At 52.1% G+C, this 24,482-nt stretch carries 20 protein-coding genes, 2 pseudogenes and 1 other annotated feature; of the genes and pseudogenes, 13 read left to right on the top strand and 9 right to left on the bottom strand.

Annotated features, from left to right (window positions below; all coding sequences use genetic code 11):
• Positions 1-25: 25 nt before the first annotated feature.
• The 6 genes from citF to HP572_RS06770 form a co-directional block, all read right to left on the bottom strand.
• Positions 26-1,555, bottom strand: coding sequence for a citrate lyase subunit alpha (gene citF, locus HP572_RS06795; protein WP_240585149.1), 1,530 nt, complete (start codon positions 1,553-1,555; stop codon positions 26-28).
• Positions 1,556-1,608: 53 nt separating this feature from the next.
• Positions 1,609-2,484 (bottom strand): citrate (pro-3S)-lyase subunit beta, encoded by an 876-nt coding sequence (gene citE, locus HP572_RS06790; protein ID WP_039357952.1) that lies wholly within the window; start codon positions 2,482-2,484, stop codon positions 1,609-1,611.
• Positions 2,481-2,774: a citrate lyase acyl carrier protein gene (citD, locus tag HP572_RS06785; RefSeq protein WP_040031959.1), complete on the bottom strand. Its 294-nt coding sequence runs from the start codon at positions 2,772-2,774 to the stop codon at positions 2,481-2,483. Before citD ends, citE begins: the two co-directional genes overlap by 4 nt.
• A 23-nt stretch (positions 2,775-2,797) precedes the next feature.
• Entirely contained in the window at positions 2,798-3,862 is a 1,065-nt protein-coding gene (gene citC / locus HP572_RS06780) for a [citrate (pro-3S)-lyase] ligase (RefSeq protein ID WP_240585711.1), read from the bottom strand.
• An 87-nt stretch (positions 3,863-3,949) separates the two neighbouring features.
• A complete protein-coding gene (locus HP572_RS06775) occupies positions 3,950-4,834 on the bottom strand; it encodes a fumarylacetoacetate hydrolase family protein (protein ID WP_240585148.1) in 885 nt (294 codons plus the stop codon).
• 115 nt (positions 4,835-4,949) lie between these two features.
• Positions 4,950-6,320: a 2-hydroxycarboxylate transporter family protein gene (locus HP572_RS06770; protein WP_205550808.1), complete on the bottom strand. Its 1,371-nt coding sequence runs from the start codon at positions 6,318-6,320 to the stop codon at positions 4,950-4,952.
• A gap of 419 nt (positions 6,321-6,739) precedes the next feature.
• Here HP572_RS06770 and HP572_RS06765 point away from each other — a divergent pair, with 419 nt between their 5' ends.
• The 4 genes and pseudogenes from HP572_RS06765 to HP572_RS06750 all read left to right on the top strand — a co-directional run bounded on the left by HP572_RS06765 (position 6,740) and on the right by HP572_RS06750 (position 13,825).
• Positions 6,740-8,335 carry a sensor histidine kinase gene (locus HP572_RS06765; RefSeq protein ID WP_240585147.1) on the top strand — a complete coding sequence of 532 codons (1,596 nt, stop codon included), beginning with the start codon at positions 6,740-6,742 and terminating at the stop codon, positions 8,333-8,335.
• Positions 8,336-8,426: 91 nt separating this feature from the next.
• Positions 8,427-9,128, top strand: coding sequence for a response regulator (locus HP572_RS06760; protein WP_240585146.1), 702 nt, complete (start codon positions 8,427-8,429; stop codon positions 9,126-9,128).
• Between the two features lie 468 nt (positions 9,129-9,596).
• Complete coding sequence (locus tag HP572_RS06755; RefSeq protein ID WP_240585145.1) at positions 9,597-11,531, top strand: methyl-accepting chemotaxis protein; 1,935 nt, start codon at positions 9,597-9,599, stop codon at positions 11,529-11,531.
• A gap of 340 nt (positions 11,532-11,871) precedes the next feature.
• Positions 11,872-13,825, top strand: a pseudogene (locus HP572_RS06750) (methyl-accepting chemotaxis protein).
• Positions 13,826-13,912: 87 nt separating this feature from the next.
• Here HP572_RS06750 and HP572_RS06745 read toward each other — a convergent pair.
• On the bottom strand, positions 13,913-14,749 hold the full coding sequence (locus HP572_RS06745) for an SDR family oxidoreductase (protein WP_240585144.1): 837 nt from the start codon (positions 14,747-14,749) through the stop codon (positions 13,913-13,915).
• Positions 14,750-15,031: 282 nt separating this feature from the next.
• Here HP572_RS06745 and hisL point away from each other — a divergent pair, with 282 nt between their 5' ends.
• The 9 genes and pseudogenes from hisL to hisIE all read left to right on the top strand — a co-directional run bounded on the left by hisL (position 15,032) and on the right by hisIE (position 22,331).
• The gene (gene hisL, locus HP572_RS06740) at positions 15,032-15,079 is read left to right on the top strand and encodes a his operon leader peptide (RefSeq protein WP_106389040.1); all 48 of its coding nucleotides are present in this window, start codon (positions 15,032-15,034) and stop codon (positions 15,077-15,079) included.
• Positions 15,055-15,176, top strand: a sequence feature (His leader region). (Overlaps the previous gene by 25 nt.)
• Before the next feature lie 49 nt (positions 15,177-15,225).
• The gene (gene hisG / locus HP572_RS06735; RefSeq protein WP_010277135.1) at positions 15,226-16,125 is read left to right on the top strand and encodes an ATP phosphoribosyltransferase; all 900 of its coding nucleotides are present in this window, start codon (positions 15,226-15,228) and stop codon (positions 16,123-16,125) included.
• A gap of 5 nt (positions 16,126-16,130) precedes the next feature.
• Entirely contained in the window at positions 16,131-17,459 is a 1,329-nt protein-coding gene (hisD, locus tag HP572_RS06730) for a histidinol dehydrogenase (RefSeq protein ID WP_240585143.1), read from the top strand.
• Positions 17,456-18,530 (top strand): annotated as a pseudogene (gene hisC, locus HP572_RS06725) (histidinol-phosphate transaminase). The gene hisD and the pseudogene hisC overlap by 4 nt, the downstream one beginning before the upstream one ends.
• A 15-nt stretch (positions 18,531-18,545) precedes the next feature.
• Positions 18,546-19,613, top strand: a complete 1,068-nt coding sequence (hisB, locus tag HP572_RS06720; RefSeq protein ID WP_205550824.1) for a bifunctional histidinol-phosphatase/imidazoleglycerol-phosphate dehydratase HisB — start codon at positions 18,546-18,548, stop codon at positions 19,611-19,613.
• Complete coding sequence (gene hisH, locus HP572_RS06715; protein ID WP_014915086.1) at positions 19,613-20,203, top strand: imidazole glycerol phosphate synthase subunit HisH; 591 nt, start codon at positions 19,613-19,615, stop codon at positions 20,201-20,203. The genes hisB and hisH overlap by 1 nt, the downstream gene beginning before the upstream one ends.
• Before the next feature lie 6 nt (positions 20,204-20,209).
• A complete protein-coding gene (hisA, locus tag HP572_RS06710) occupies positions 20,210-20,947 on the top strand; it encodes a 1-(5-phosphoribosyl)-5-[(5-phosphoribosylamino)methylideneamino]imidazole-4-carboxamide isomerase (RefSeq protein WP_127156802.1) in 738 nt (245 codons plus the stop codon).
• Positions 20,929-21,705 carry an imidazole glycerol phosphate synthase subunit HisF gene (gene hisF, locus HP572_RS06705; RefSeq protein WP_010277156.1) on the top strand — a complete coding sequence of 259 codons (777 nt, stop codon included), beginning with the start codon at positions 20,929-20,931 and terminating at the stop codon, positions 21,703-21,705. The genes hisA and hisF overlap by 19 nt, the downstream gene beginning before the upstream one ends.
• A 62-nt stretch (positions 21,706-21,767) precedes the next feature.
• Positions 21,768-22,331 carry a bifunctional phosphoribosyl-AMP cyclohydrolase/phosphoribosyl-ATP diphosphatase HisIE gene (hisIE, locus tag HP572_RS06700; protein ID WP_240585710.1) on the top strand — a complete coding sequence of 188 codons (564 nt, stop codon included), beginning with the start codon at positions 21,768-21,770 and terminating at the stop codon, positions 22,329-22,331.
• A 60-nt stretch (positions 22,332-22,391) separates the two neighbouring features.
• Here hisIE and HP572_RS06695 read toward each other — a convergent pair whose 3' ends face one another.
• Together HP572_RS06695 and HP572_RS06690 are read right to left on the bottom strand one after the other, a co-directional pair.
• Positions 22,392-23,759 carry an amidohydrolase gene (locus tag HP572_RS06695; protein ID WP_240585709.1) on the bottom strand — a complete coding sequence of 456 codons (1,368 nt, stop codon included), beginning with the start codon at positions 23,757-23,759 and terminating at the stop codon, positions 22,392-22,394.
• The gene (locus HP572_RS06690) at positions 23,710-24,267 is read right to left on the bottom strand and encodes a hypothetical protein (RefSeq protein ID WP_240585142.1); all 558 of its coding nucleotides are present in this window, start codon (positions 24,265-24,267) and stop codon (positions 23,710-23,712) included. The genes HP572_RS06695 and HP572_RS06690 overlap by 50 nt, the downstream gene beginning before the upstream one ends.
• Between the last annotated feature and the right edge of the window lie 215 nt (positions 24,268-24,482).

Raw genomic sequence — 24,482 nt, 5'->3', positions numbered from 1 at the left:
GTCGATTCCCTCATGCGTTTACCGCTTATTCGTCGGCTTCTTTCACCTGACGAACGACGTCAATCACGCTGCCATCGCGATAGCGAATCACACCAACGATGCGATCGTGAAACTCGATAGCGCGTGGTTCACCCACCAGCGCAATCGCACGCTGATACAGCGCTTCAATCGTCATCACCGTCAGCCCCGCCTGTTTCAGGCGTTCAGCTACCTCAGGGCGCGCCGGGTTGACGGCAATGCCGTGATCGGTCACCAGTACGTCAATGCTTTCTCCCGGCGTAACCCGCGTCGTCACCTGACGCACCACGGTCGGGATGCGGCTACGAATCAGCGGCGCAACGACGATGGTCAGGTTCGCTGCCGTTGCGACGTCACAGTGCCCGCCGGACGCGCCGCGCATCACGCCGTCTGAACCGGTGATCACGTTGACATTAAAGTCGGTGTCAATTTCCAGCGCGCTGAGAATCACCATATCCAGTTGGTCGCAGCAGGCTGCTTTAGAACTGGGGTTGGCGTAAACGTTAGTGGAAATCTCGACGTGATTTGGATTCTTCGCCAGCGATGCGGCCGCATTGGCATCGAAACATTGGGTATCGATCAGTTTTTCGATCAACCCTTTTTCGTGCAGATCGACGATACCGCCCGTGATGCCGCCGAGGGCGAAGCGCGCCACGATGTTCTGCTGACGCATTTTATCTTCGAGGAAACGCGTACACGCCGTCGAGGCCGCGCCCGAACCGGTCTGGATCGAGAAACCATTTTTGAAATAACCGGCATGCTCAATCACGTCTGCCGCAGAACGGGCAATCAACAGCTCACGCGGGTTGCTGGTGACGCGCGCCGCGCCTACGCTGATTTTGGCCGGATCGCCAACTTCATCGACCTGAACGAGGTAGTCCACCTGATCCTGCACAATGCTGGCCGGCATGTTCGGGAACGGCACCAGCGCTTCGGTCAACAGCACCACTTTACGGGCAAACTGCGCATCGACCATCGCATAGCCCAGCGAGCCACAGCTGGATTTCCCAGCGGTGCCGTTGGCGTTGCCAAATTCATCGCTGCACGGCACGCCGAGGAACGCGACGTCGATATTCAGTTCACCGTTTTGCAGCAAATGGACGCGACCGCCGTGGGAATGAATCTGTACCGGTTCTTTCATTAACCCATGAGAAATGGCATCGGCCAGTTTGCCGCGCATCCCCGAGGTGTAAATCCGGCTGACTACGCCCGCTTTAATATGGTCGATCAGCGATGCGTTACAGCTCATCAGCGAGCTGGATGCCAGCGTCAGATCGCGAAAACCCATCCGTGCCAGCGTATCAATCACCCGATTAATGACTTTATCGCCTTCGCGGAAATGGTGGTGGAAAGAGATCGTCATCCCGTCTTTCAGTCCGCTGTGACGAATCGCCTCTTCCAGATCGGCACACAGTTTGCGTTCATGTTTTTGTGCGACATCATTCAGCCACGGCGTATGTTGATTAGCGTTGACGAAGGGTTGCAGATGGCGTTTTTCCGGGTACTGCTTTTGCAGTGCTTCAATAAAATGACTCATTGTCTAATCCTGTGATTCCTGAGAGCGGCAATTGCGGTGCAATCACGCAATGGCTATTTGCGAACGCCAGAGGCCTGAGCACGTTCCAAAACTCTTCTGGCGTGGTCGATAATCGGCCCGTCGATCATTTTCCCGTTCAGGGAAATCACGCCCAGACCGGCACGTTCACCCTCTTCGGCGGCTTTGATCACCAGATGGGAATAGTCCACTTCATCCTGTGTCGGGGCATAAGCGTTGTGTAACAGCTCAATCTGACGTGGGTTGATCAGGGATTTACCGTTGAAACCCAGTCTGCGGATCAGATCGACCTCTTTCAGGAAGCCCGCATCGTCATTAACGTTGGGATAGACCACGTCAAAAGCGTCGATACCGGCAGCGCGAGCCGCGTGCAGCACCGCGCAACGGGCATAAAACAGCTCCGTGCCGTCACCGCGTTCCGTTTGCATGTCCATCACATAGTCAAACGCCGCCAGCGCAATGCCGATCATGCGTTCGGAAGAGCGTGCAATCGCGACGGCGTTAATTACGCCAACCGCAGACTCAATCGCAGCCATGATGCGCGTAGAGCCAACTTCACGACCGCAGGCTTTTTCGATACGAACCAGATGATGTTCCAGCTCATCGACATCGTCAGTAGAGTCAGTTTTCGGCAGGCGAATCACATCGGCACCGCCGCGCACGGCCGCTTCCAGATCCAGCAGGCCAAACGGCGTACTGAGCTGGTTGATGCGCACCACGGTTTCAATATCACGGTACATCGGGTGTTGGAGCGCATGGAAAACCAGCAGGCGCGCGGTATCTTTCTCGCGCAGGGAAACGGCATCTTCCAGATCGAACATAATGGAGTCAGGCTTATAAATAAACGCATTGGACAGCATGGCGGCGTTCGCACCCGGGAGGAATAACATACTGCGGCGAAGTTTATTCATGACAATTTCTCCCATTCAATCTGCTGTCCGTCTGCAGCGCGCAGTACCGCGCTTTGCACGCGAGCACGGATGACACAATCCAGCGCGCCTTTGTCATCCACAATGATCGTCCCTTCCTGTACGCCCAACTCTTTCAGCGTGTCATTCACGACCTGTTTGATTTGGTGACCGAACTGTTTCATCACTTCACTGTTGATGACCACGGTGAGTTTCCCGTCAGCCGGTGCCACTTTGACCAGCAAATCGCTGGATTCAAAGGTGCCTGCCAGGGACTCCTTAACAATCTTCATAGACTTATCCTGATTAATTTTAATTACGCGTATTCGGGTTCGTAGTAGTGCTGTAAATGCGCAAAGGTTGAGGCCGGCACGATGTCCTGAATACGGCTGTACTGCCGAAGTTTGAGTAATTTCCTGACTTCCGAGGCGGAAATAGCCAGTCCTGAGGTTTGCCGTTTACGTTCAATTTCAACCACGTTTAACGCCGGGGAAGACACCGTCTGGTCTTTCTCCAGCCAGTAGTGCATGTCCTGGTTGTACTGATACGTCACCGGGCAAAAGGGTTCGGTGCCGACGAAGCGCTGGGTAATGCCGAGCGCTGGCGCGATATATTTCCTGAAAATAATTAAATCCAGCGCCGCATGGGCACGGGTGATAAGTTTCTCTTCCTTCAGGAAATAGCCGGGAAAGGTCGCCTTAGAGATCATGTAGTTCGAACCAGCATGTACCGTCACATTGCGGATGTGTTCCACGCCGCGCTGCACCATCTCCAGACGTTCACTGAACGGGAAAAAGGACACGTCTTCCCGCACTACGAATACGTGCAGCCAGTCACACGACTGCGCCGCATGTTCCGCCAGATAGCGGTGGCCCAACGTGAAGGGATTCGCGTTCATCACGATCGCGCCGATCTTTTTATCTGTTCGCGTGGTAAGCGGTTCAGGGTGCGCAAAGGCCGCCAAAGACTGGCAATACTGCTGGATGCCAATCGGCGTGTTTTCCATCAGCACCGCGCTATCCTGATAGCACGCCAGCGGGTAGAAGCCACATCCGCGAAAGATGTCGACATTTTCCGGTCGGGTATAGAGAAACAGGTGGAAGTGGCCGCGCTGCGCCGCCTGCTGCATGACTTCGTTCACCACCTGCACGCCCAGATTCAGGTGTCTGAATTCCGGATCGACCGCAACGCACTTAATGGTGTTGGCGGCCAGCCCCGCGCAGGCAATCAGCCGCCCGCCCCGTTTGCCAACCACCACGATGTCAATATCGTCATCCATGCCGAGCTGGCAATGTGCGAGGAACTGGCGCACCGCGTTCCTCTCCTGCTCCCGAAGGCGCACATCCAGCGTGTCAAAAAAGACGGAATCATTGGCATACATCACGGTTCTTCCTGCAACTCGAATTATTTAGGCAATCTATTGCAGGCTGCCGGTTTAGCGCCGGCAGCCTGGTACTGACACAGATATTCAGTGCGCGACGGCTTCAGCGGCTGCCGGAACCGATTTCACCGGCGCAGCGGCATCCACGATCGTGTTACGCAAATGGCCAATGTTTTCGATTTCAACTTCAATGCAATCACCCGCTTTCATAAACAGCGGCGGATTGCGTTTTTTACCCACGCCGCCCGGCGAACCGGTAATGATCACGTCGCCGGCACTCAGCTCGGTGAAGGTGCTGATGTACTCAATCAATTCCGCGACTTTGTGGATCATGCTGCTGGTATTGTCGTCCTGCACCATGCGGCCATTCAGATACGTGCGGATTGCCAGCACATGCGGATCGGGAATTTCATCCGTGGTGGTCAGATAGGGGCCGAATGCGCCGGTTTTCTGCCAGTTCTTGCCAGCGGTAAACCAGCTGTGCTGCCAGTCACGCGCAGAACCATCCATGTAGCAGCTGTAGCCTGCGACATGAGCGAGCGCGACATCCTGAGCAATATTCTGTCCACCTTTACCGATAACGACTGCCAGCTCGCCTTCATAATCGAACTCGCTGGAGTAATGCGGTTTGATCACCGGCGTCGCATGTCCAGTTTGCGAATCTGCAAAGCGCACAAATAAGGTTGGCGCGGGATTCTCTTCATTAAATTCCTGACGCTTAGCGGCGTAATTCATCCCCACGCACAGTATTTTCCCCGGTGCGGTAATAACCGGTAAGAACGTCACATCCGCGACCGGAATATCCGGTGTGCTCATACTGAATTCGTGTGCCACGTGTAGCGCATTCTGCGCCAGCAGCGTTTTCAGATCGGGATAGCGGTGGCCAATTTTACCGCCGAGATCGATTAATCCCGCTGGCGTATAAATGCCGTAACTGTCCTTACCGTTATAACGATAGCTTGCAAGTTTCATAATATTTCCTGTGCAAAATAAACCCACGCGCAGTGGCGGTTTTATTCTGTTAACTCAGCTCATTTCTCAACGTAATACTTATTTAGCTCAGCGCCTTTTTATTTTCTGAATGGCATCAGACTAAAAAGTTGGCGAGCACCAGCAGTGAAATCGAAACGTTAATCGCACCGCCGATACGCGTAGCAATCTGCGCGAAGGGCATCAGCACCATACGATTACCTGCCGTCAGAATGGCGACGTCACCGGTACCACCCTGTCCGCTCTGGCAGCAGGAAATAATGGCAACATCAATCGGGTGCATACCGATTTTTCTACCCACAAAGAAACCGGTCGCAACCAGCGTCACCACGGTAGAAATAATCACCAGCAGGTTTTGAATCGTAAAAGCGTTCACCAGTTCCTGCCACGGCGTAATCGCCACGCCAACGGCAAACAGAATCGGATACGTCACAGAGGTCTGGAAGAATTTGTAAACGACCTGAGAACCTTCCAGCATTTTCGGTGAAACACCGTGAGCCAACTTCACCAGCACCGCCGCGAACAGCATGCCAACCGGTGCAGGCAGGCCAATGACTTTGTGGCCAAGCATGCCCACCATGTACAGCAGGATTGCCAGCAGCGCGCCAGAGGCAATCGTCGTGACATCGGCTTTGCCGCTAAAGGCTGAAGCCGGTGTGCTGCTTGCGCCGCCGCCCAGATTATTGTCTTTATTCGGCATCAGTTCGCCTTCACCGGTCAGGTGTGGATAGCGTTTACCCAACTGATTCAGAACACCGGCAAGGATGATCGCGGTCAGGCTACCCAGCATGACGATAGGCAAGACGCGCCCTAGCGCAACGCCCTGATCCATATGCAGAATCGTGGCATAGCCGATAGACAGCGGGATAGCACCTTCCCCCACCCCGCCCGCCATAATCGGCAGAATCAGGAAGAAGAAGATTTGGAACGGATCCAGGCCAAGCGCAATACCGACGCCCATGCCCACCAGCATGCCGGCAACTTCACCGCACAGCATAGGGAAGAAAATACGCAGGAAGCCCTGAATCAGCGTCTGCCGATTCATACTCATGATACTGCCGACGATAATGCAGCAGATGTAGAGATACAGGATGTTGGTACTTTTATAGAACTTGGTCGTGGATTCAACGACAACGTCCGGCAGCAGGCCGTAATGCACCATCGCCGAAGGGATAAAGGTCGCACAGATTGCCGCCGCCCCCATCTTGCCGATAATCGGCAGACGTTTACCAAATTCGCCACAGGCAAACCCGAAGAATGCCAGCGTCGCCACCATCACGACGATGTCGCTCGGCAACTTGCCACTTAGGCAGTCGATGCCGATTAATACCCCCGCCAGCATAAAGAGTGGCACAGGGATAATACCTACTTTATAGGTATCCAGAACGTGCCACCATTTTTCCTTTAATGAGGCCTTCCCAGCCGCCTCATTATTTACCACAATATATGAATCATCAGTCGTACTCATAACTCTGTCCCCGTTTTATTTTGTCCGCGAATGATAGGGGTCGAGTGCCTATTATTATGTGATTCCCTTCAAATTAAAAAATGAGTTTTAAAGGCGTTTATGGTTTTTATGGTTTATATTCAAAAATCGTTTATTACGCAGGCGGTTAGATGATTTTACGCTCAAAATAAACTTTACGGTTTCTATGGAGTTTATGGTTTTTATTTCCTAAAAATGACTATGTTGATAAAACGTAATTAAGTTGTTTATTAAAGAAAACAGATGCGTTTAATTTTATCTATTTATTACCGTCATCATATTGGTAACAACCTATTTAAACGTGTTATTGCTCACAAGTTTTTTCCTCTCAGCCCATTCTTATTACCATTCGTGATAAATTCATCAGCTATTTTTCGTCCACCAGTAGGCTACCGCACATCATGAGAGTGAGACTTTCCTTTCATATCAAATTATTTATCTATTTGATCGTCTTCTTCTCTTCGTTACTTCTGATGACGGGTATTTATTATTATCACGATATCGATAAGCAGCTCTATTCCGAGCTGGGTACACGAGCGCAGGTACAGGCCAGAGAAATCGCCATCATTCCGTCCCTGATTGAGTCCGTGAAGCATAAAGACATTAAGCAGATAAGCACGCTCGTCCAGCAATTGAAGCTGCGCAGCGACGCCAGCTATATCGTGGTCGGGGATAATCAGGCGCATCACCTGTTTCATTCTGAAGATGCCAGTCTTGTCGGCACGCAGATGGTGGGCGGTGATAACGTTGAGGTGCTCGCCGGGAAAAGCACTATCACCGTGCGCCGGGGCGGCATTGGCATCTCACTACGCAGCAAAGCGCCGATCGTGGCTGATGGCCAGGTGATTGGTATTGTCTCCGTCGGCTATCTGAAAACCCATATCGATAATCTGACGCTCAGTAAACTGGCGCATATCCTGCTGGCGATTCTGGCGATGTTTGTCGCGCTGTTTCTCTTTTCCTGGTGGTTCTCGCGTAATCTGAAGAAACAGATGTTTGGCCTCGAACCCCTTGAGATTCGTATGCTGGTCAGGCAGCAGAAGGCGTTGCTCGAATCGATCTACGAAGGGGTGATCGCCATCGATAAGCAGCACCGCATTGCCGCCATTAACCATGCGGCCAAAGAAATCCTCGGGCTGAACGAACCCTCCTATCTGTTGCGCGGCAAGCCGATTGATACCGTCATTAAGCCCGTGCCCTTTTTCTCCGGCGAGGCCATGTGGAACAGCGACACCCACGATGAAATCTGCCGTTTTAACCACGCGACCGTGATTGCCAGCCGGGTGCGGATCATGCTGGAAGATGAGCTTCAGGGCTGGGTTATCAGCTTCCGCGGTAAAAACGATATTCATACGCTTAGCATGCAACTCAGTCAGGTGAAGCGTTACGCGAATAGTCTGCGCATTTTGCGCCACGAGCAGTTGAACTGGACGGCGACGCTGGCCGGACTGCTGCACCTAAAACGCTATGACGAAGCTATCAAATATATTGAAGCGCAGTCGGAAAGCGCACAGGTGGTGCTGGATTTTGTTTCCCGCCGCTTCTGTTCGCCCGCGCTGTGCGGGCTGCTGCTGGGCAAGTACGCGACAGCACGGGAAAAAGGCATTGAGATTGTTTTCGACCCACGCTGCCAGCTCACCCACATTCCCCCCGCGCTGAGCGAAACGGAGCTGATGTCCATCATTGGTAATTTGCTGGATAACGCGATGGAAGCCACATTAGCCACCACCGCGCCACATTATCCTGTCGAGGTGTACATCTATAACAGTGAACAAGAGCTGGTCATTGAAATCGCCGATCAGGGAACGGGTATCGATCCAGCTATTGCCGATAGCCTGTTTGAAATGGGCGTGACCAGCAAAACACAGGGCGATCACGGGCTGGGGCTGCATCTGGTGGCCAGCTACGTCAATCAGGCTCAGGGAATGATCGAGGTCTCGGCCAACCAGCCGAGTGGCAGCATATTTTCCCTATTTATTCCGATGTCCCCCCCATAATTTGAGCGGCGCGTAGTGAACAACGCACAGGCCGCTTGAGGTATAGCGGACACACTATTTTATAATTCAGAGACTAACAGGGATTTACACCATGCAGCACACTGAACATTTCGATGTCTTAATCGTTGAAGATGAAAGTAAGCTGGCAAACATTCATGCTGAATTTATTGAGAAACATTTCAATCTGCGTGTCGTCGGGATTGCCGCTACGCTTTTTGAAGCTAAAAAGCTCCTTCAGCAGCACAGGCCGCGCCTGATCCTGCTGGATAACTATTTGCCCGACGGCGAAGGGGTTTCGCTAATTGAAAGCCAACTACTCAAAGGGATGGATTGTTCCGTCATCTTTATTACCGCCGCCAGCGATATGAACACCTGTGCTCAGGCGATTCGCTGCGGGGCTTTTGACTACATAATCAAACCGCTTTCCTACCCACGGCTGCGCTCTTCGCTGGAGCGATTTATTCAATTCGTGAAAACCCAGCACACTTACAAAATTGTCGATCAGCAGAACGTCGATATTCTCTATCAGTTGCAATCGTCCGGCACAGCCACCTCCTCCTCAGCAAAAGGCATTGAAGAGAACACGCTGGGGCTGATCAAGCAGATTTTTGCCAACGATGGCGGCGATACCCTCTATTCTGTTGATGATATCGTCGAAAAAACCGGACTCAGTAAAACGACGGCGCGCCGCTATCTGGAGTTCGGCGTTGAAAACCAGTTCCTCGACATCGAAATGCGTTACGGCAAGATTGGTCATCCACGCCGGCTGTATCGCACAAAAAGCACCGGCTAGATCCCGCCCCTATCCTATGGCGGCGAGGTTAGCCGTCATAGGGCATGCGGTACAGTCAGACGACAGTCTGCGATAAAAATTGAGATAAAAGTCAGATAAAGTAATAACGTCATTCACTACTTGGGTACGCGTCAGCAATATTACGTCCAAACTTAACCATTCGTTATTTTTATCCTATTTATATTTCAATTTATGTCTGAATTAACCTATTCCCTCTCAAGTTTTTAAAAATTAAAAAAAACAATCACAATTTTCTGTGTTTATTCTTATACCAGTTAGCATAACGCAGATTGGTAATTCAACCGGCGCCTGCTGTGCAGTTGTCCAAAAATAAGAGAGAAGCCTCACAAATTATTATTAGTTTCTTCACTCACACTAAAAAAAATCACTATAAATCCGATAAGCATTATGGGTCGTGCCTTCATTAATTTTTACCTGACACCAGTAATTCATCCCCGGAGAGACGTCATGTTCTTAGCCAAAAAAATCAGAAATCTTAAAATATCCCAAAAGCTGTATCTTGGGTTTGGGGTGATCCTGCTACTGGTCATCATTGCATCGCTACTGAGCGCAGGTCGCTTCAGAGAAATTCGTGATATTTATGAGAAAACCAATCTTATTTACAACATCAACATCGAAGTCTTTCAGGCCAAAATAAACCGCCTGAAGTATTTTTATTCGTATGAAGAGAAGTCGCGTGAAACCATGGCGGGCTTCGTTAAACATGCTTCAGAGTTAACCACGGAAGCGAAAACGCTCTCATGGAGTCCAGAAGGCACTCCCCTCGTCAACGATCTCGGCCAGAACCTGACCAAATTCCAGAACGCGATCACCAAGATGGGGAAAGCCACGCAGCGCGTGGTAGAAAATCGCGACAAAATCAGCGCCGCCAACGGACAAAACGTTACCGCAGATTTTTACGCCAAGCTGCGTCAGCAGCCTTCTGATAGCGCAACGCAATATCAGGCTGAAGATTTGGCAACGCAGGTTTCAGATCTCAAGCAGTTATCTTATGAGTTACAGCTTAAGCAAAATGCCGATGCTGCGAAGAAGCTCGATGAGGCTTTTGGCCGCTTTGACAGCAGCTACCAGGCCGCCACTGCGGCACTGACGCCTGAACAGCAGGTCGCCGCAGAGGGCCTGCGAAGCTATGTCACCAGCTATAAAAAGCTCAACGCTGACTACTTCCAGAGCGTCAGCAATCTGAAAAAAGCCGAAGACGGCGTGAAGATCGGAGGGGATAAAAGCAGCGCCTCGATTAAAGCGCTTATCGCTATCGTCAAAGAGAAGAATGACGCACTGGCATACGGTTCCGCGACCATCACAATGATCATTGGCCTCATCGCCGTCGTGATCGGCATTATCATCTCGCTGCTGATTACCCGCCAAATCACCCGCCCTGTGATTCACAACCTTTCTCTGGCGGAAAAAATCGCCGCAGGCGATCTGACGTCAACCATCGTGGCCGATCGCGATGATGAGCTGGGTCAGCTAACGGCCGCCATGGGGAGAATGAACGAGAAACTGCGCCATATGATCAGCGATGTGCGTGACAGCGTGGACAGCGTGTCAACCTCTGCGGCCAAGATTGCCGCGGGTAACAGCGACCTCTCCTCGCGCACCGAGCAGCAGTCTGCCGCAGTGGTAGAAACTGCCGCCAGCATGGAAGAACTGACGTCGACCGTGAAAAACAACGCCGAAAACGCCAAACAAGCGAGCCAAATCAGTACCGAAGCCTCGCAAAATGCGCACAAAGGCGGCGAAGTGGTACGGGATGTAGTGGACACTATGTCAGGCATTTCAGACAGCTCACGGAAGATTGCCGACATCACCGCAGTCATCAACAGCATTGCTTTCCAGACCAATATTCTGGCGCTGAACGCCGCGGTAGAGGCCGCACGCGCCGGTGAGCAAGGCCGTGGATTCGCCGTGGTTGCCAGCGAAGTGCGGACGCTTTCTCAACGCACATCGCAAGCGGCAAAAGAAATCGCCAGCCTGATATCTGAATCAGTGTCGCGTATCAATGTGGGCACGCAACTGGTGGCCAATGCGGGAACGGCGATGGATCAGATCGTTTCCTCTGTCTCGCGGGTTAACGACATCATGGGGGAAATTGCCTCCGCCTCCGATGAGCAAAGCCGTGGCATTGAACAAATCTCGCGTGCCATCAGCGAACTGGACACCACCACACAGCAGAATGCGGCGCTGGTGATGGAATCCTCGATCTCCGCTAACTCGCTGGAAGAACAGTCTGCGATACTGGAAAGCATGGTAGCGAACTTCCGCCTATCCGATCACGAGGGGCGCAAACCTAAAGCAAATCTCTCCGGTTTACCGCCACAGCAGAAACGCCTGCCGCCTGCATCAAAACAATCGCAGGATTCCGGCTGGACAACGTTCTAGCTCCTAACTTCTAACGTTCGATCCCTCAGCCCTGATATGACGTCAGGGCTGAGTTCATCAATAGAATATTATTTCAACGATAAGTAAATCGCTAAATAATCAGTAAGCTACGTTATTTTGGCCGTATTCCCATAAAACACTATGCATTTGCACAGCCCGCCTTGATACCCATCACAAAATGTTATTATCCCCTACTTTGGCTCTAACATCGTGATAAGAAAACCCGATAACTCATAGTAGTTACAGTAGTTAGAAACGACATCGTCGTTAACCGCGAAATAATCGTTAGCAATAAAACCGTAGTCATTATTACTAAAATCGTTATACATGGAGAGTTGTAATGCAGAATCTTGCTAGTCGAATCCGTAACACAAAAATCGCTCATAAACTGTATGCGGGATTTGGCATTATTTTATTACTCGTTATTGTTGCCTCATCGCTTAGTACAAAAAGATTTAAAGACATCAAAGATATCTATGAGAAGACCAATCTTATATACAGCATCAATATTGAGGTATTTCAGGCAAAAATAAATCGTGTTAAATATTTATACGCCCCCGATGAGAAGACAAAAGATATTCTGGCGAAATTTGTTAAAAGCGCGACAGATTTAACAGACAGCGCAAAAACTCTGGCCTGGAGCGCCGATGAGTTAGGCCACATCAACAGCTTAAAAGAAAACTTAGAGGGCTTTCAGACCTCAGTATCCGCTATGTCTGTTGCAACACAAAAAGCGGTTGAGATTCAGGGAAAAATGAATCAACTCCATGCACAAGCCACGCTGGAACCTGTTGCACAGACCATTCAGAGCACCAGTTCATTTCCCGATAACGATGCTTATTACGCGATGAGCAGACTGGCTTTCTTGTTAAGTGAAGTGCAAAAGCTGAGTTATGAGCTGCAAATAACAAAAGATGAGAAAACAATCACTGCACTAAATAACCGTTATGCGGAAACGGAATCAGCCTATCAGGCCTTACCGATTTTACCTGCCGACCTGAAAAGCCAGGCTGACGCGTTACGCAATTACATCAAGCAATATCAACAGATTAACGCAGACTATTACACCGCTTTCGATGACGTGAAAAAAGCAGAATATCTGGTCATGAGAGCGGGAACGAAAAGCAGTGCAGACATCAACGCGTTGACGGCCATTATCAAAGCGAAAAATGATGAACTGGCCTATCACTCCGCCACCGTTACCATGATTATAGGTCTCATCGCCGTCATCATCGGTATCATTATTTCGATCTACATCACCCGGATTATTACCCGGCCCATCATCCATAATCTATCGCTGGCGGAACGCATTGCCAGTGGCGATCTGACTACCTCGATTCAGACCGATCGCCACGATGAGTTGGGACGGCTTACCCACGCAATGGGGACGATGAATGAACAGCTGCGCCACGTCATCTCCGAAGTGCGGGACAGCGTCGGTAGCGTCAGCCAGTCGGCAAGTAAAATTGCCACAGGCAATAGCGATCTGTCATCACGCACCGAGCAGCAGTCGGCAGCCGTCGTTGAAACCGCGGCTAGCATGGAAGAATTGACGTCAACGGTGAAAAACAACGCCGACAACGCCAAACATGCCAGCCAGATCGCTGCCGATGCCTCCAAGAATGCGCTGAAAGGCGGCGAAGTCGTGAAACAGGTTGTGACGACCATGGACAATATCGCCGGCCAGTTCCAAAAAAATCGCCGATATCACTACCGTCATTAATAGCATTGCTTTCCAGACCAACATTCTGGCACTGAACGCCGCGGTAGAAGCCGCGCGTGCCGGTGAACAAGGCCGTGGTTTTGCCGTGGTCGCAGGCGAAGTACGCAGTTTATCGCAGCGCAGTTCTCAGGCTGCCAAAGACATCGAGTCCCTGATCGCAGAGTCCGTCGAGCGTACCAATGCGGGGAGTCATCTTGTGGCGGTTGCGGGCGAAACCATGGAGCAAATCGTCGATTCCGTTTCCCGCGTGAACGACATCATGGGGGAAATTTCTTCCGCCTCTGAGGAACAGAGCCGGGGAATTGGGCAAATCGCGCAGGCGATCAGTGAACTGGACACCACGACGCAGCAGAACGCCTCGCTGGTAATGGAATCCTCGATTTCCGCCAACTCGCTGGAAGAACAGGCCGTGTTGTTAGAGAAGTTGCTTGAGCACTTCCGCGTGTCCCAATCTGACAACCGTGCGGGTTCACGCGCCTCATCCTCTACGCCACGACACGCGCTGCCAAAACGTGTATCAACGGCAGACAAAAAAGCTACGTCGTCAGAAGGCGACTGGACGTCGTTTTAACGTTTCACGCCCGGATGGCCTCATGCGCATCCGGGCGTATCAGAAACCCTATAGCGGTATCAAAAGCAGCACCGATTTCGGTTAGCGCTACAAGCCTTCGTTCTGCGGCATCGTTGAAGGATTAGGGTACTGATACTCAAACCCAAGTTCATGGCAGATACGCTTCCCATCAACAATCTTCCCCTGATCGTTGTCGGTTACGGGTGCAAACTGCGGCGGAGACAGGTGCAATCTGCGCGCCTGCTCAGGATAAAAATCCTGTTTGGCCGGATGTTCTGGCGCACACAGGTTATAGATATGCCCACCGTTTGGTCGCTTCAGCAGCAGCAGGATCGCCGCCAGCACATCCTCTTGATGCACCAGATTCACACCCTGGTTACCGCGTGGCAGATTAGTTTTGCCCGCAAGGAAACGCCCAGGATGGCGTTCACCTCCGACCAGCCCCGCGAGACGTAAGATATCCACGGAGGTATCCGGTAGATGCTGCAACCACTGTTCGAGGGACACCAGCGTTTTCCCTGCTACCGTCGTCGGCTGTAGCGGCGAGTTTTCTCTTGCTGTGCCGCTGCTATCGCCATAAACCGAGGTTGAACTGGTGAAGATAATACGCGGGACATGAAACACGCGCGCCATATTCACCAGTTGCTGTACCGCTTGCGCATACCCTTCGCCCCCTTCCGCCGTTCGGCTGGCGGGCAAGGTCACGATCAGCACGTCGACCTGTAGTAACGCGCTAAGTTCGTCTGCATCACATTCCAGTTCCGGCGTCAGCGCCAGTTGATAGCACTCAATCCCGCTCATTCGCGCTGCTTCCACGCCATCCTGAGTGGTTTTCGTCCCTGTCACGTGGTAACCGTGCCCATTCAGCGCCAGAGCCAGCGGCATACCCAGCCAGCCCAATCCCACAATCGATACTTTTTTCATCAGCTGTTCTCCCCTGCAAGGAGCCTGTTAATTAACATCATGCACCAACAACAGAGTAAACGGCTTTTACACCCATCGCTACGGCTGCCTGTTCGATTTCAGTAACGTTTTCTGTCTATCACAAGCCGATAACGCGTGCGATTTGGCAAGCACATCACGCAACCAAAACGAACTTCCCACATCTGCTAAAAAAATGTTGCACAACAACCCGAACATGGTTTAGGTTATTCGACAGAAATCGTTACTGATTTAATAAATACTGACACAACAAAGAGACAACTTATGACACGCGTTCTGTTTAACCACCATCATCACCATCATCCTGATTAGTCTTTCGGGCAGTTGGTGCTGGAAGACGTTAAGATCTTCCAGTGGCGCAGAACACAAAGAGAGCCCTCGGAAGATCATCTTCCGAGGGTTTTTTTATGCTCGCTCTATTTCCAAAAATTTAAATTTGACAGGTTAATGAGGTTTCCATGCTGGATAAAACACGTTTACGGATAGCAATGCAGAAGTCAGGCCGCCTGAGCGACGATTCACGCGAACTGCTGGCGCGCTGCGGGATCAAAATCAACTTACAGCAACAGCGTCTGATCGCGTTCGCAGAAAATATGCCGATTGATATCCTGCGCGTACGCGATGACGATATCCCCGGTCTGGTGATGGATGGTGTGGTCGATCTGGGCATCATCGGCGAAAACGTGCTGGAAGAAGAGCTGTTAAACCGTCGTGCACAGGGCGAAGATCCGCGTTACTTCACGCTGCGCCGTCTGGATTTCGGCGGCTGCCGCCTGTCGCTGGCGATGCCGCTGGACGAGGCCTATACCGGTCCTGAATGTCTGCAAAACAAACGTATCGCCACCTCTTATCCTCACCTGCTCAAACAATATCTCGACAGACAATCTGTCAATTTCAAATCCTGTTTGCTCAACGGTTCCGTTGAAGTGGCACCTCGCGCCGGTCTGGCAGATGCCATCTGCGATCTGGTATCAACCGGTGCCACGCTGGAAGCCAACGGCCTGCGCGAAGTGGAAGTGATTTACCGTTCCAAAGCCTGCCTGATTCAGCGCGACGGCGAAATGCCAGAAGAGAAACAGCTGCTGATCGATAAACTGCTGACCCGTATGCAAGGCGTGATTCAGGCGCGTGAATCGAAATACATCATGCTGCACGCGCCTAGCGAACGTCTGGAAGAAGTCATCGCCCTGTTGCCTGGCGCCGAACGCCCGACCATTCTGCCGCTGGCTGGCGATCAAAGCCGCGTTGCCATGCACATGGTCAGCAGCGAAACACTATTCTGGGAAACGATGGAAAAGCTGAAATCGTTGGGCGCCAGCTCCATTCTGGTTCTGCCTATTGAAAAAATGATGGAGTGATGACGATGGCTGATAACACCAACAGCACCGGCAGTTTCAGCACGCTCGTTGACTGGCAGCGCTGTTCCGCAGAAGAGCAGCGTCAGCTACTGACTCGTCCGGCCATTTCTGCGTCAGACCGCATTACCGCCATCGTGAGCGATATTCTGGCAAACGTGAAAAGCCGCGGTGATAGCGCGTTACGCGACTACAGCGCGCAGTTCGATAAGGTTCAGGTGAATGCGATTCGCGTCACCGAGGCTGAGATCGCCGCCGCCTCCGCCCGTCTGGGTGATGACGTAAAACAGGCGATGGCGATCGCCGTGCGTAATATCGAGACATTCCACAACGCGCAAAAACTGCCGATTGTCGATATCGAAACGCAGCCGGGCGTACGCTGCCAGCAGCTCACCCGCCCTATCGCGACCGTCGGGCTGTATATTCCCGGGGGCTCTGCCCCGCTGCCGTCAACCGTGCTGATGCTGGGAACGCCTTCGCGCATCGCTGGCTGTGGTCGCGTGGTGCTGTGCTCGCCGCCGCCGATTGCCGATGAAATCCTGTATGCCGCCCAGCTGTGCGGCATTAAAGAAGTCTTTCAGCTCGGTGGCGCGCAAGCGATTGCTGCGATGGCATTTGGCACCGAGAGCGTGCCGAAAGTGGATAAAATTTTTGGCCCCGGCAACGCGTACGTCACGGAAGCTAAGCGTCAGGTCAGTCAGCAACTTGATGGCGCAGCCATTGATATGCCAGCCGGCCCATCCGAAGTTCTGGTGATCGCCGACAGCGGTGCGACGCCCGCGTTTGTCGCCTCCGACTTGTTGTCACAGGCAGAGCACGGCCCGGATTCCCAGGTCATTCTGCTCACGCCAGACGCTGCAATGGCCAAAGCCGTGGCGGACGCCGTTGAAGAGCAGCTCACGCAGCTGTCCCGTGCGGACATCGCGCGTCAGGCGCTTGCCAGCAGCCGCGTCATCGTCGCGCGTGATTTAGCGCAGTGCGTTGAAATCAGTAATCAATATGGCCCAGAGCACCTGATCATCCAGACGCGCGGCGCCGAATCACTGGTTGATAGCATCACCAGCGCGGGTTCAGTCTTCCTTGGCGACTGGTCGCCAGAATCCGCTGGCGACTACGCCTCCGGTACAAATCACGTTCTGCCGACCTATGGCTATACCTCGACCTATTCGAGCCTGGGTTTAGCCGATTTCCAGAAGCGCATGACCGTACAGCAGCTCACGCCGCAGGGGTTACTGCAACTGGCACCGACCATAGAAATATTGGCACAGGCCGAACAGCTGACCGCCCACAAAAACGCCGTTACCCTGCGTGTTGCAGCACTGAAGGAGCAAGCATGAGCAGCATTGAAGAACTGGCACGCGCCAACGTCCGTGCGTTGACCCCATACCAATCTGCCCGTCGTCTGGGCGGTAACGGCGATGTCTGGTTGAATGCCAATGAATACCCTGAAGCACCAGAATTTCAGTTAACGCGGCAAACGCTGAACCGCTACCCGGAATGTCAGCCGGTCACCGTGATCAACCGTTACGCTGAATATGCTGGCGTAACGCCGGAGCAGGTTCTGGTCAGCCGCGGTGCCGACGAAGGTAATCGAGCTGCTGATCCGCGCGTTCTGCGAACCGGGGAAAGATGCCATCCTGTTCTGTCCACCAACCTACGGCATGTACGCCGTCAGCGCCGAGACGTTTGGCGTGGAACGTCGCACCGTGGCCAGTAAAGCAGACTGGCAGTTGGATCTCGACGCGATTGAAGCGCAGCTGGATGGCACGAAGGTCATTTACGTGTGCAGCCCGAACAACCCGACCGGTAATCTGATTGCACGGGAAGATTTACGCCAGTTGCTCACGCTGGCTCAGGGCAAAGCACTGGTCGTTATCGATGAAGCCTATATTGAATTCTGTCCGCAGGCGACCACATCAGTCTGGCTGGCCGAGTTTCCTCATTTGGTGATTCTGCGTACCTTGTCCAAAGCCTTTTCACTCGCTGGATTGCGCTGTGGCTTCACGCTGGCAAACCCTGAAGTGATTCAGCTTCTGCTGAAGGTGATTGCCCCTTATCCGCTGTCTACCCCGGTGGCAGATATCGCCGCGCAGGCGCTGAGTCACGAAGGGATCGCCAAAATGAAGGCGAATGTTGAGGAAATTACCTCCGCTCGCCGCTGGTTGAGCGATGCCTTAAAAGACATTCCCTGCATTGAAGAAATCTTCCCCAGCGAGAGTAACTATTTGCTGGTGCGCTTTACCGCCTCTCCTTCTGTATTTAAAACGCTGTGGGATCAAGGCATTATTCTGCGTGACCAAAATAAGCAACCGAGCCTCGCAGGCTGTTTGCGCATTACTATCGGCAACCGCTACGAATGTGAACGCGTTGTCGCTGCATTACAATCATTGCCGGGCATCAACGCTTAATTTTAAGGAGCTCACGTGGGCCAGAAATACCTCTTTATCGACCGTGACGGAACATTGATTGCTGAACCGCCTGAGGATTTTCAGGTTGACCGTCTGGATAAACTGGCGCTGGAACCAGATGTCATCCCCTCACTGCTGGCGCTGCAAAAAGCGGGCTATACGCTGGTGATGATCACCAATCAGGATGGACTGGGAACCGATAGTTTTCCGCAGGAAACCTTCGATCCACCGCACAACCTGATGATGCAGATTCTGACATCGCAGGGCATCAATTTTGAGCACGTGCTGATTTGCCCGCATTTGCCAGCGGATAACTGCACCTGCCGCAAGCCCAAGACTGAACTGGTCACGGCCTATTTGAATAGTGGCCTGATGGATGTGGCGAATAGCTACGTCATCGGCGACCGCCAGACAGATATTCAACTGGCACAGAATATGGGCATAACCGGCCTGCTTTACCAACGTGGTGGACTGAACTGGCAAGCCATTACCAACCAACTGACCAAACGTGACCGTCATGCGCACGTCAACCGCGTCACGCGTGAAACGGCGATTGATGTGAACGTCTGGCTGGATCAGGAAGGCGGCAGCAAAATCAACACTGGCGTCGGTTTCTTCGATCACATGCTGGATCAAATCGCCACCCACGGCGGGTTCCGCATGAACATTGAAGTGAAAGGCGACCTGTATATCGACGATCACCACACGGTAGAAGATACCGGTCTGGCGCTGGGCGAAGCCCTGAATAAAGCGCTGGGCGACAAACGCGGCATTGGCCGTTTTGGCTTCGTCCTGCCGATGGATGAGTGTCTGGCACGCTGTGCGCTGGATATTTCCGGGCGTCCGCATCTGGAATATAAAGCAGAATTCAGCTACCAGCGCGTCGGCGATCTGAGTACGGAAATGGTCGAACACTTCTTCCGCTCGCTGTCTTATTCCATGGCCTGTACGCTGCACCTGAAAACCAAGGGACGTAACGATCATCACCGTGTGGAAAGCCTGTTTAAAGTCTTCGGACGCACGCTGCGTCAGGCCATTCGCGTCGAGGGTGATACGCTGCCGAGCTCGAAAGGGGTGCTCTGATGAAGGTCGTCATTCTTGATACCGGCTGCGCTAACCTCTCTTCGGTGACCTACGCCGTGCAGCGGCTGGGGTATACGCCCGTGGTGAGCCGTGAGGCCGAGATTGTCCTGCAAGCGGACAAGCTGTTTCTACCGGGTGTTGGCACCGCGCAGGCCGCGATGAATCAACTGGAAGAACGCGACCTGATTGCGTTGATCAAGGCCTGTACCCAGCCCGTTCTCGGCATTTGCCTCGGCATGCAGTTGCTGGGCACAAACAGCGACGAAAACGGTGGTATCCCCACGTTGGGGATTGTCGATACACCAGTGAAAAAGATGGTTGACCACGGTTTACCACTGCCGCATATGGGCTGGAATCAGGTCATTCCGAAGGCCGGACATCGTTTGTTCCGCGATATCGATGACGGTGCCTATTTCTATTTCGTTCACAGCTATGCCATGCCGGTCTGCGAAAACACGATTGCACAAGCCAACTATGGCGAAGCCTTCACCGCCGCGCTGGAAAAAGATAACTTCTTTGGCGTGCAGTTCCACCCTGAGCGTTCGGGTGCTGCGGGCGCGCAGTTGCTGAAAAACTTTCTGGAGATGTAGAACGTCATGATTATTCCCGCATTAGATCTGATTGATGGACAGGTTGTCCGTCTGCATCAGGGTGATTATGGCCAACAGCGCCAGTACGGCAGCGATCCGCTTCCTCGTTTACAGGATTACCAGCAGCAAGGCGCAGGCGTGCTGCATTTGGTGGATTTGACCGGTGCAAAAGATCCTTCTGCCCGCCAGATCCCCTTGTTAACCACGCTGTTGGCAGGCGTTAGCGTACCGGTTCAAATCGGCGGCGGTATCCGCACCGAACAGGACGTGGAAGCGTTATTAAAAGCCGGTGCCAGCCGTGTCGTTATCGGCTCCACCGCAGTTAAACAGCCAGAACTCGTTCAGCAATGGTTCACCCGCTACGGCGCAGAAGCGCTGGTGTTGGCGCTGGACGTGCGTATCGACGCCAACGGCACAAAGTTCGTCGCCATCAGCGGCTGGCAGGAAAATTCAGACGCCACGCTTGAGCAAGTCGTCGAACAATATCTGCCGTTCGGTCTGAAACATGTACTGTGCACCGACATTTCCCGTGACGGTACGCTGAGCGGTTCCAACGTCGAGCTCTATCGTGAAATCAGCCAGCGCTACCCGCAGATCGCCTTTCAGGCATCCGGCGGCATCGGCAACCTGGAAGATATCGCCAATTTGCGCGGTAGCGGTGTGCAAGGAGTTATCGTTGGTCGTGCGCTGCTAGAAGGTAAATTTAACGTCGCGGAGGCTATTTCATGCTGGCAAAACGGATAATCCCCTGTCTGGACGTGCGTAACGGTCAGGTCGTCAAAGGCGTACAGTTCCGCAACCACGAAATCATCGGTGACATCGTGCCGCTGGCGCAGCGCTACGCGCAGGAAGGTGCAGATGAGTTGGTTTTTTATGATATCACCGCCTCTTCCGACGGCCGTGTGGTCGATAAAAGCTGGGTATCCCGTGTCGCGGAAGTGATTGATATTCCTTTCTGCGTGGCGGGCGGCATTAAAAGCGTGGAAGAAGCGGGTCAAATCCTCTCTTTCGGCGCGGATAAAATTTCCATCAACTCACCGGCGCTGGCCGACCCTGAGTTGATTACTCGCCTGGCCGATCGTTATGGCGTGCAGTGCATCGTCGTCGGGATTGATACCTGGCACGATGCGGCGACGGGCCGCTACCATGTCAATCAGTACACCGGCGATGAAGCGCGCACCAAAGTCACGACCTGGGAAACGCTGGATTGGGTAGAAGAAGTGCAAAAACGCGGTGCGGGTGAGATTGTCCTGAACATGATGAATCAGGACGGCGTGCGCAACGGCTACGATTTACACCAGTTAAATTTGGTGCGTGATGTCTGCCATGTCCCGCTTATCGCTTCCGGCGGCGCAGGCACCATGGAGCATTTTCTGGATGCGTTCCAAACCGCCCACGTTGATGGCGCGCTGGCCGCATCGGTGTTTCACAAGCAAATTATTAATATTGGCGAACTGAAACAATATCTTAAGCAACAGGGTGTGGAGATTCGAGTGTGTTAAGCGAAGCAGTTTTTCTAAACGACGAACAACGAAACCAACTCGATTGGGAAAAAACAGACGGCATGCTGCCAGTTGTCGTGCAACATGCGGTGTCCGGTGAAGTGTTAATGCTGGGCTACATGAACCAGGATGCCTTGCAGGCCACGGAAGCCAGCGGAAAGGTCACGTTTTTCTCGCGTACCAAGCAGCGGTTGTGGACGAAAGGCGAATCTTCCGGCCATTTCCTGAATGTCGTCTCTATCACGCCAGACTGCGATAACGACACGCTGCTGATTCTGGTTAATCCTATCGGCCCAACCTGTCACCTTGGCACCAGCAGCTGTTTCTCACCTGCAGCCAGCGACTGGACGTTCCTCTATCAGTTAGAGCAACTGCTGGCCGAGCGTAAGCATGCTAACCCGGATAGTTCTTACACTGCACGTCTGTATGCCAGCGGCACCAAGCGCATTGCGCAGAAAGTCGGTGAGGAAGGATTGGAAGCGGCATTAGCAGCCACGGTGCATGACCGTGAAGAACTGACCAACGAAGCCGCAGATTTAATGTACCACCTGCTGGTGCTGTTGCAGGATCAGGATTTAGATCTGGCGACCATCATTAATCGCCTGAAAGCGCGTCACAATAAGTAAACCTGTTCCCGCGTTATCAGTCGTTGATAACGCGGGCTTTATCACTGCGATATTACGGCGTTAGGAATAAACGTCACCTGAATGTACCTTACGCCCGCCTTTCCAGGTTTCCAGAACCGGAATATCACGCATATCTTTAACTGGGTTATTCTTATCTGCTGAGTCATAGGTCAGAGGAGAATCCGCCAGAATAACAAAGTCCGCACATTTACCTGCAACCAGCGAACCAACCCATTGCTCCGCATGACACTGCCAGGCTGCATCATAGGTCGCGGCTTTAAGCGCGGCAAAACGAGAAATCCGTTCATGAACATTCAGCACGGCTGAAGGAGCATCCTGAGGTGCACCTTCCATTACGCGAGAAATGGCTTGTTCCATCATACGCAGCGGGCCAAGCGGCGTAACACAGTTATCGCTGTGTAGTGTAATCCTCATCTCGTTATTAAGAGCGGACTGGCAGCGGTCAAGGTGATCAGCCCGCTCCTCTCCCAATATGGTTTGCTGAAACGCCCAGCCCCAATATCCCACATGACCAATTAAGAAACTGGGAGAAATACCACGTTGCTTCATTTCAGACAGATTGTCATCAGTCAGCAGGGATGCATGTTCCAGACGATCGCGGCGCTGTTCATAGGTAGCCGATGTCACACCAGCCTCTTTAAATGATTCTAACGTCAGCCTAATGGCTTCGTCGCCATTCGTATGAATCATCAACGGCCATTCATGCTGCACAACGCTACCTACCAGCCTATCGATCTCAGTTGGCGGAGCAAAGTTAAAGGCACCGACATTTTTCTCACTCGGCGTTTTTTGATAGTGGTTATCACAGCAGTACGGCGTGGATTGATACCCCGTAAGCCCTTGGTTTGAACCATCTGAAATAATCTTGATATACGGCAAATGAAAATATTCATCTCCATAGCCTGGAGAGTAATGGTCCACCACTTTATTATCGAAATCGTCATTACTCGTAACGATCAGCGCCCCACCTATCCGCACCGGACAGATCGGCAGATGCGCCCATTTGTCCAGAAAGTTAACTTGATCGAAGCCCGGCTGAGCCCCTTTGGGTTCAACGCCAGCATCGAGCATATAAGTTACGCCGCGCTGACTCGCCACACCAAACAGCTTGCTGACCGCCGCAATGAGCTTTACCGCCAATTCCGCTTTGGGGTAACTATTAACAATGACATTCACGACGGGCTGTATACCTTCTATTTCTTTAAGGATGCCATCTTCATTAATCGGCGGAATAGGGAGTTTTTTATCTGCATAATAGTCTCTAACACACTTAATCGCCGTATGATTGATATAGGCCAGGTGCATTGAAGCATTGATGACGAACACCGGTTGTGTATTCGTGATGTGATCGAGATCATCACGCATCAAATCCCTTATCTCCGTCAATAAATAATGAGGGATCGGCACCAAATCCAATAAGCCATTCCTTTTTTTTATCCGGTTTCGCCTTAGCCTTAAGATCGGATGTCACCCAGTTCTTATTATAATTTTTGCGTAATCTCTGTTTATCAAACGGGCTAACATCATGGCCGATAGCAGAAACCAACGCAGTATTAATGATGTGCACATGCGGCTCGATCAGCCCCGGCAACAGTGTTTGTTTACCTGAGAGTTGATGTTCCGAGGTGTTTTTCGGCATTTTGGCCTTCACGTCTTGATATGAACCCGTCGCCACAACCCGTCCACCATGAATGCCCATGGCTTCAACCGCAACCTCTTGCCCATCCTCCAATGTCAGAATCGCTTTTCCAGGGCTACCATCCTTATTTAGCGCGGAACGGAATAACTTCGTTTCGATGAACAGACTGTTCTCACTTTCTGGGACATCGATAGGGGTATCGGGAAGAAACGATTTCCACAGAGGGCTACAGCAGGAACAGCTTATGCTGCCAGAATGACTACACGCTTCACTCATACACTTTCCTTATTTAGAGGTAACGCATTAGAAATGTTAATGTACCGAATAAAAAATAGGCAATAACATTAGAAACTTCAACGTCCAAGCAGTTGAAAATCAAAAAATTCATATTTCGTGTGCTGGCGATCACTTAGCAGCGTGAAGGGCAAAAAGGAAAGTGTATTACGTGAGATCGCCCCCTGATAAATAATCAGACCTAATCGTCAATCGTG

The sequence above is a fragment of the Pectobacterium sp. PL64 genome (assembly GCF_022477975.1).
Taxonomy (GTDB): Bacteria; Pseudomonadota; Gammaproteobacteria; order Enterobacterales; family Enterobacteriaceae; genus Pectobacterium; species Pectobacterium jejuense.
The sequence above is the reverse complement of the archived record's forward strand: the minus strand, read 5'-3'. Positions and strand labels throughout refer to the sequence as shown.

Coding starts and splice junctions, on each gene's coding strand:
- citF (WP_240585149.1), bottom strand. CDS start 1,555: ATGAGTCATTTTATTGAAGCACTGCAAAAGCAGTACCCGGAAAAACGC.
- citE (WP_039357952.1), bottom strand. CDS start 2,484: ATGAATAAACTTCGCCGCAGTATGTTATTCCTCCCGGGTGCGAACGCC.
- citD (WP_040031959.1), bottom strand. CDS start 2,774: ATGAAGATTGTTAAGGAGTCCCTGGCAGGCACCTTTGAATCCAGCGAT.
- citC (WP_240585711.1), bottom strand. CDS start 3,862: ATGTATGCCAATGATTCCGTCTTTTTTGACACGCTGGATGTGCGCCTT.
- HP572_RS06775 (WP_240585148.1), bottom strand. CDS start 4,834: ATGAAACTTGCAAGCTATCGTTATAACGGTAAGGACAGTTACGGCATT.
- HP572_RS06770 (WP_205550808.1), bottom strand. CDS start 6,320: ATGAGTACGACTGATGATTCATATATTGTGGTAAATAATGAGGCGGCT.
- HP572_RS06765 (WP_240585147.1), top strand. CDS start 6,740: ATGAGAGTGAGACTTTCCTTTCATATCAAATTATTTATCTATTTGATC.
- HP572_RS06760 (WP_240585146.1), top strand. CDS start 8,427: ATGCAGCACACTGAACATTTCGATGTCTTAATCGTTGAAGATGAAAGT.
- HP572_RS06755 (WP_240585145.1), top strand. CDS start 9,597: ATGTTCTTAGCCAAAAAAATCAGAAATCTTAAAATATCCCAAAAGCTG.
- HP572_RS06745 (WP_240585144.1), bottom strand. CDS start 14,749: ATGAAAAAAGTATCGATTGTGGGATTGGGCTGGCTGGGTATGCCGCTG.
- hisG (WP_010277135.1), top strand. CDS start 15,226: ATGCTGGATAAAACACGTTTACGGATAGCAATGCAGAAGTCAGGCCGC.
- hisD (WP_240585143.1), top strand. CDS start 16,131: ATGGCTGATAACACCAACAGCACCGGCAGTTTCAGCACGCTCGTTGAC.
- hisH (WP_014915086.1), top strand. CDS start 19,613: ATGAAGGTCGTCATTCTTGATACCGGCTGCGCTAACCTCTCTTCGGTG.
- hisA (WP_127156802.1), top strand. CDS start 20,210: ATGATTATTCCCGCATTAGATCTGATTGATGGACAGGTTGTCCGTCTG.
- hisF (WP_010277156.1), top strand. CDS start 20,929: ATGCTGGCAAAACGGATAATCCCCTGTCTGGACGTGCGTAACGGTCAG.
- hisIE (WP_240585710.1), top strand. CDS start 21,768: ATGCTGCCAGTTGTCGTGCAACATGCGGTGTCCGGTGAAGTGTTAATG.
- HP572_RS06690 (WP_240585142.1), bottom strand. CDS start 24,267: ATGAGTGAAGCGTGTAGTCATTCTGGCAGCATAAGCTGTTCCTGCTGT.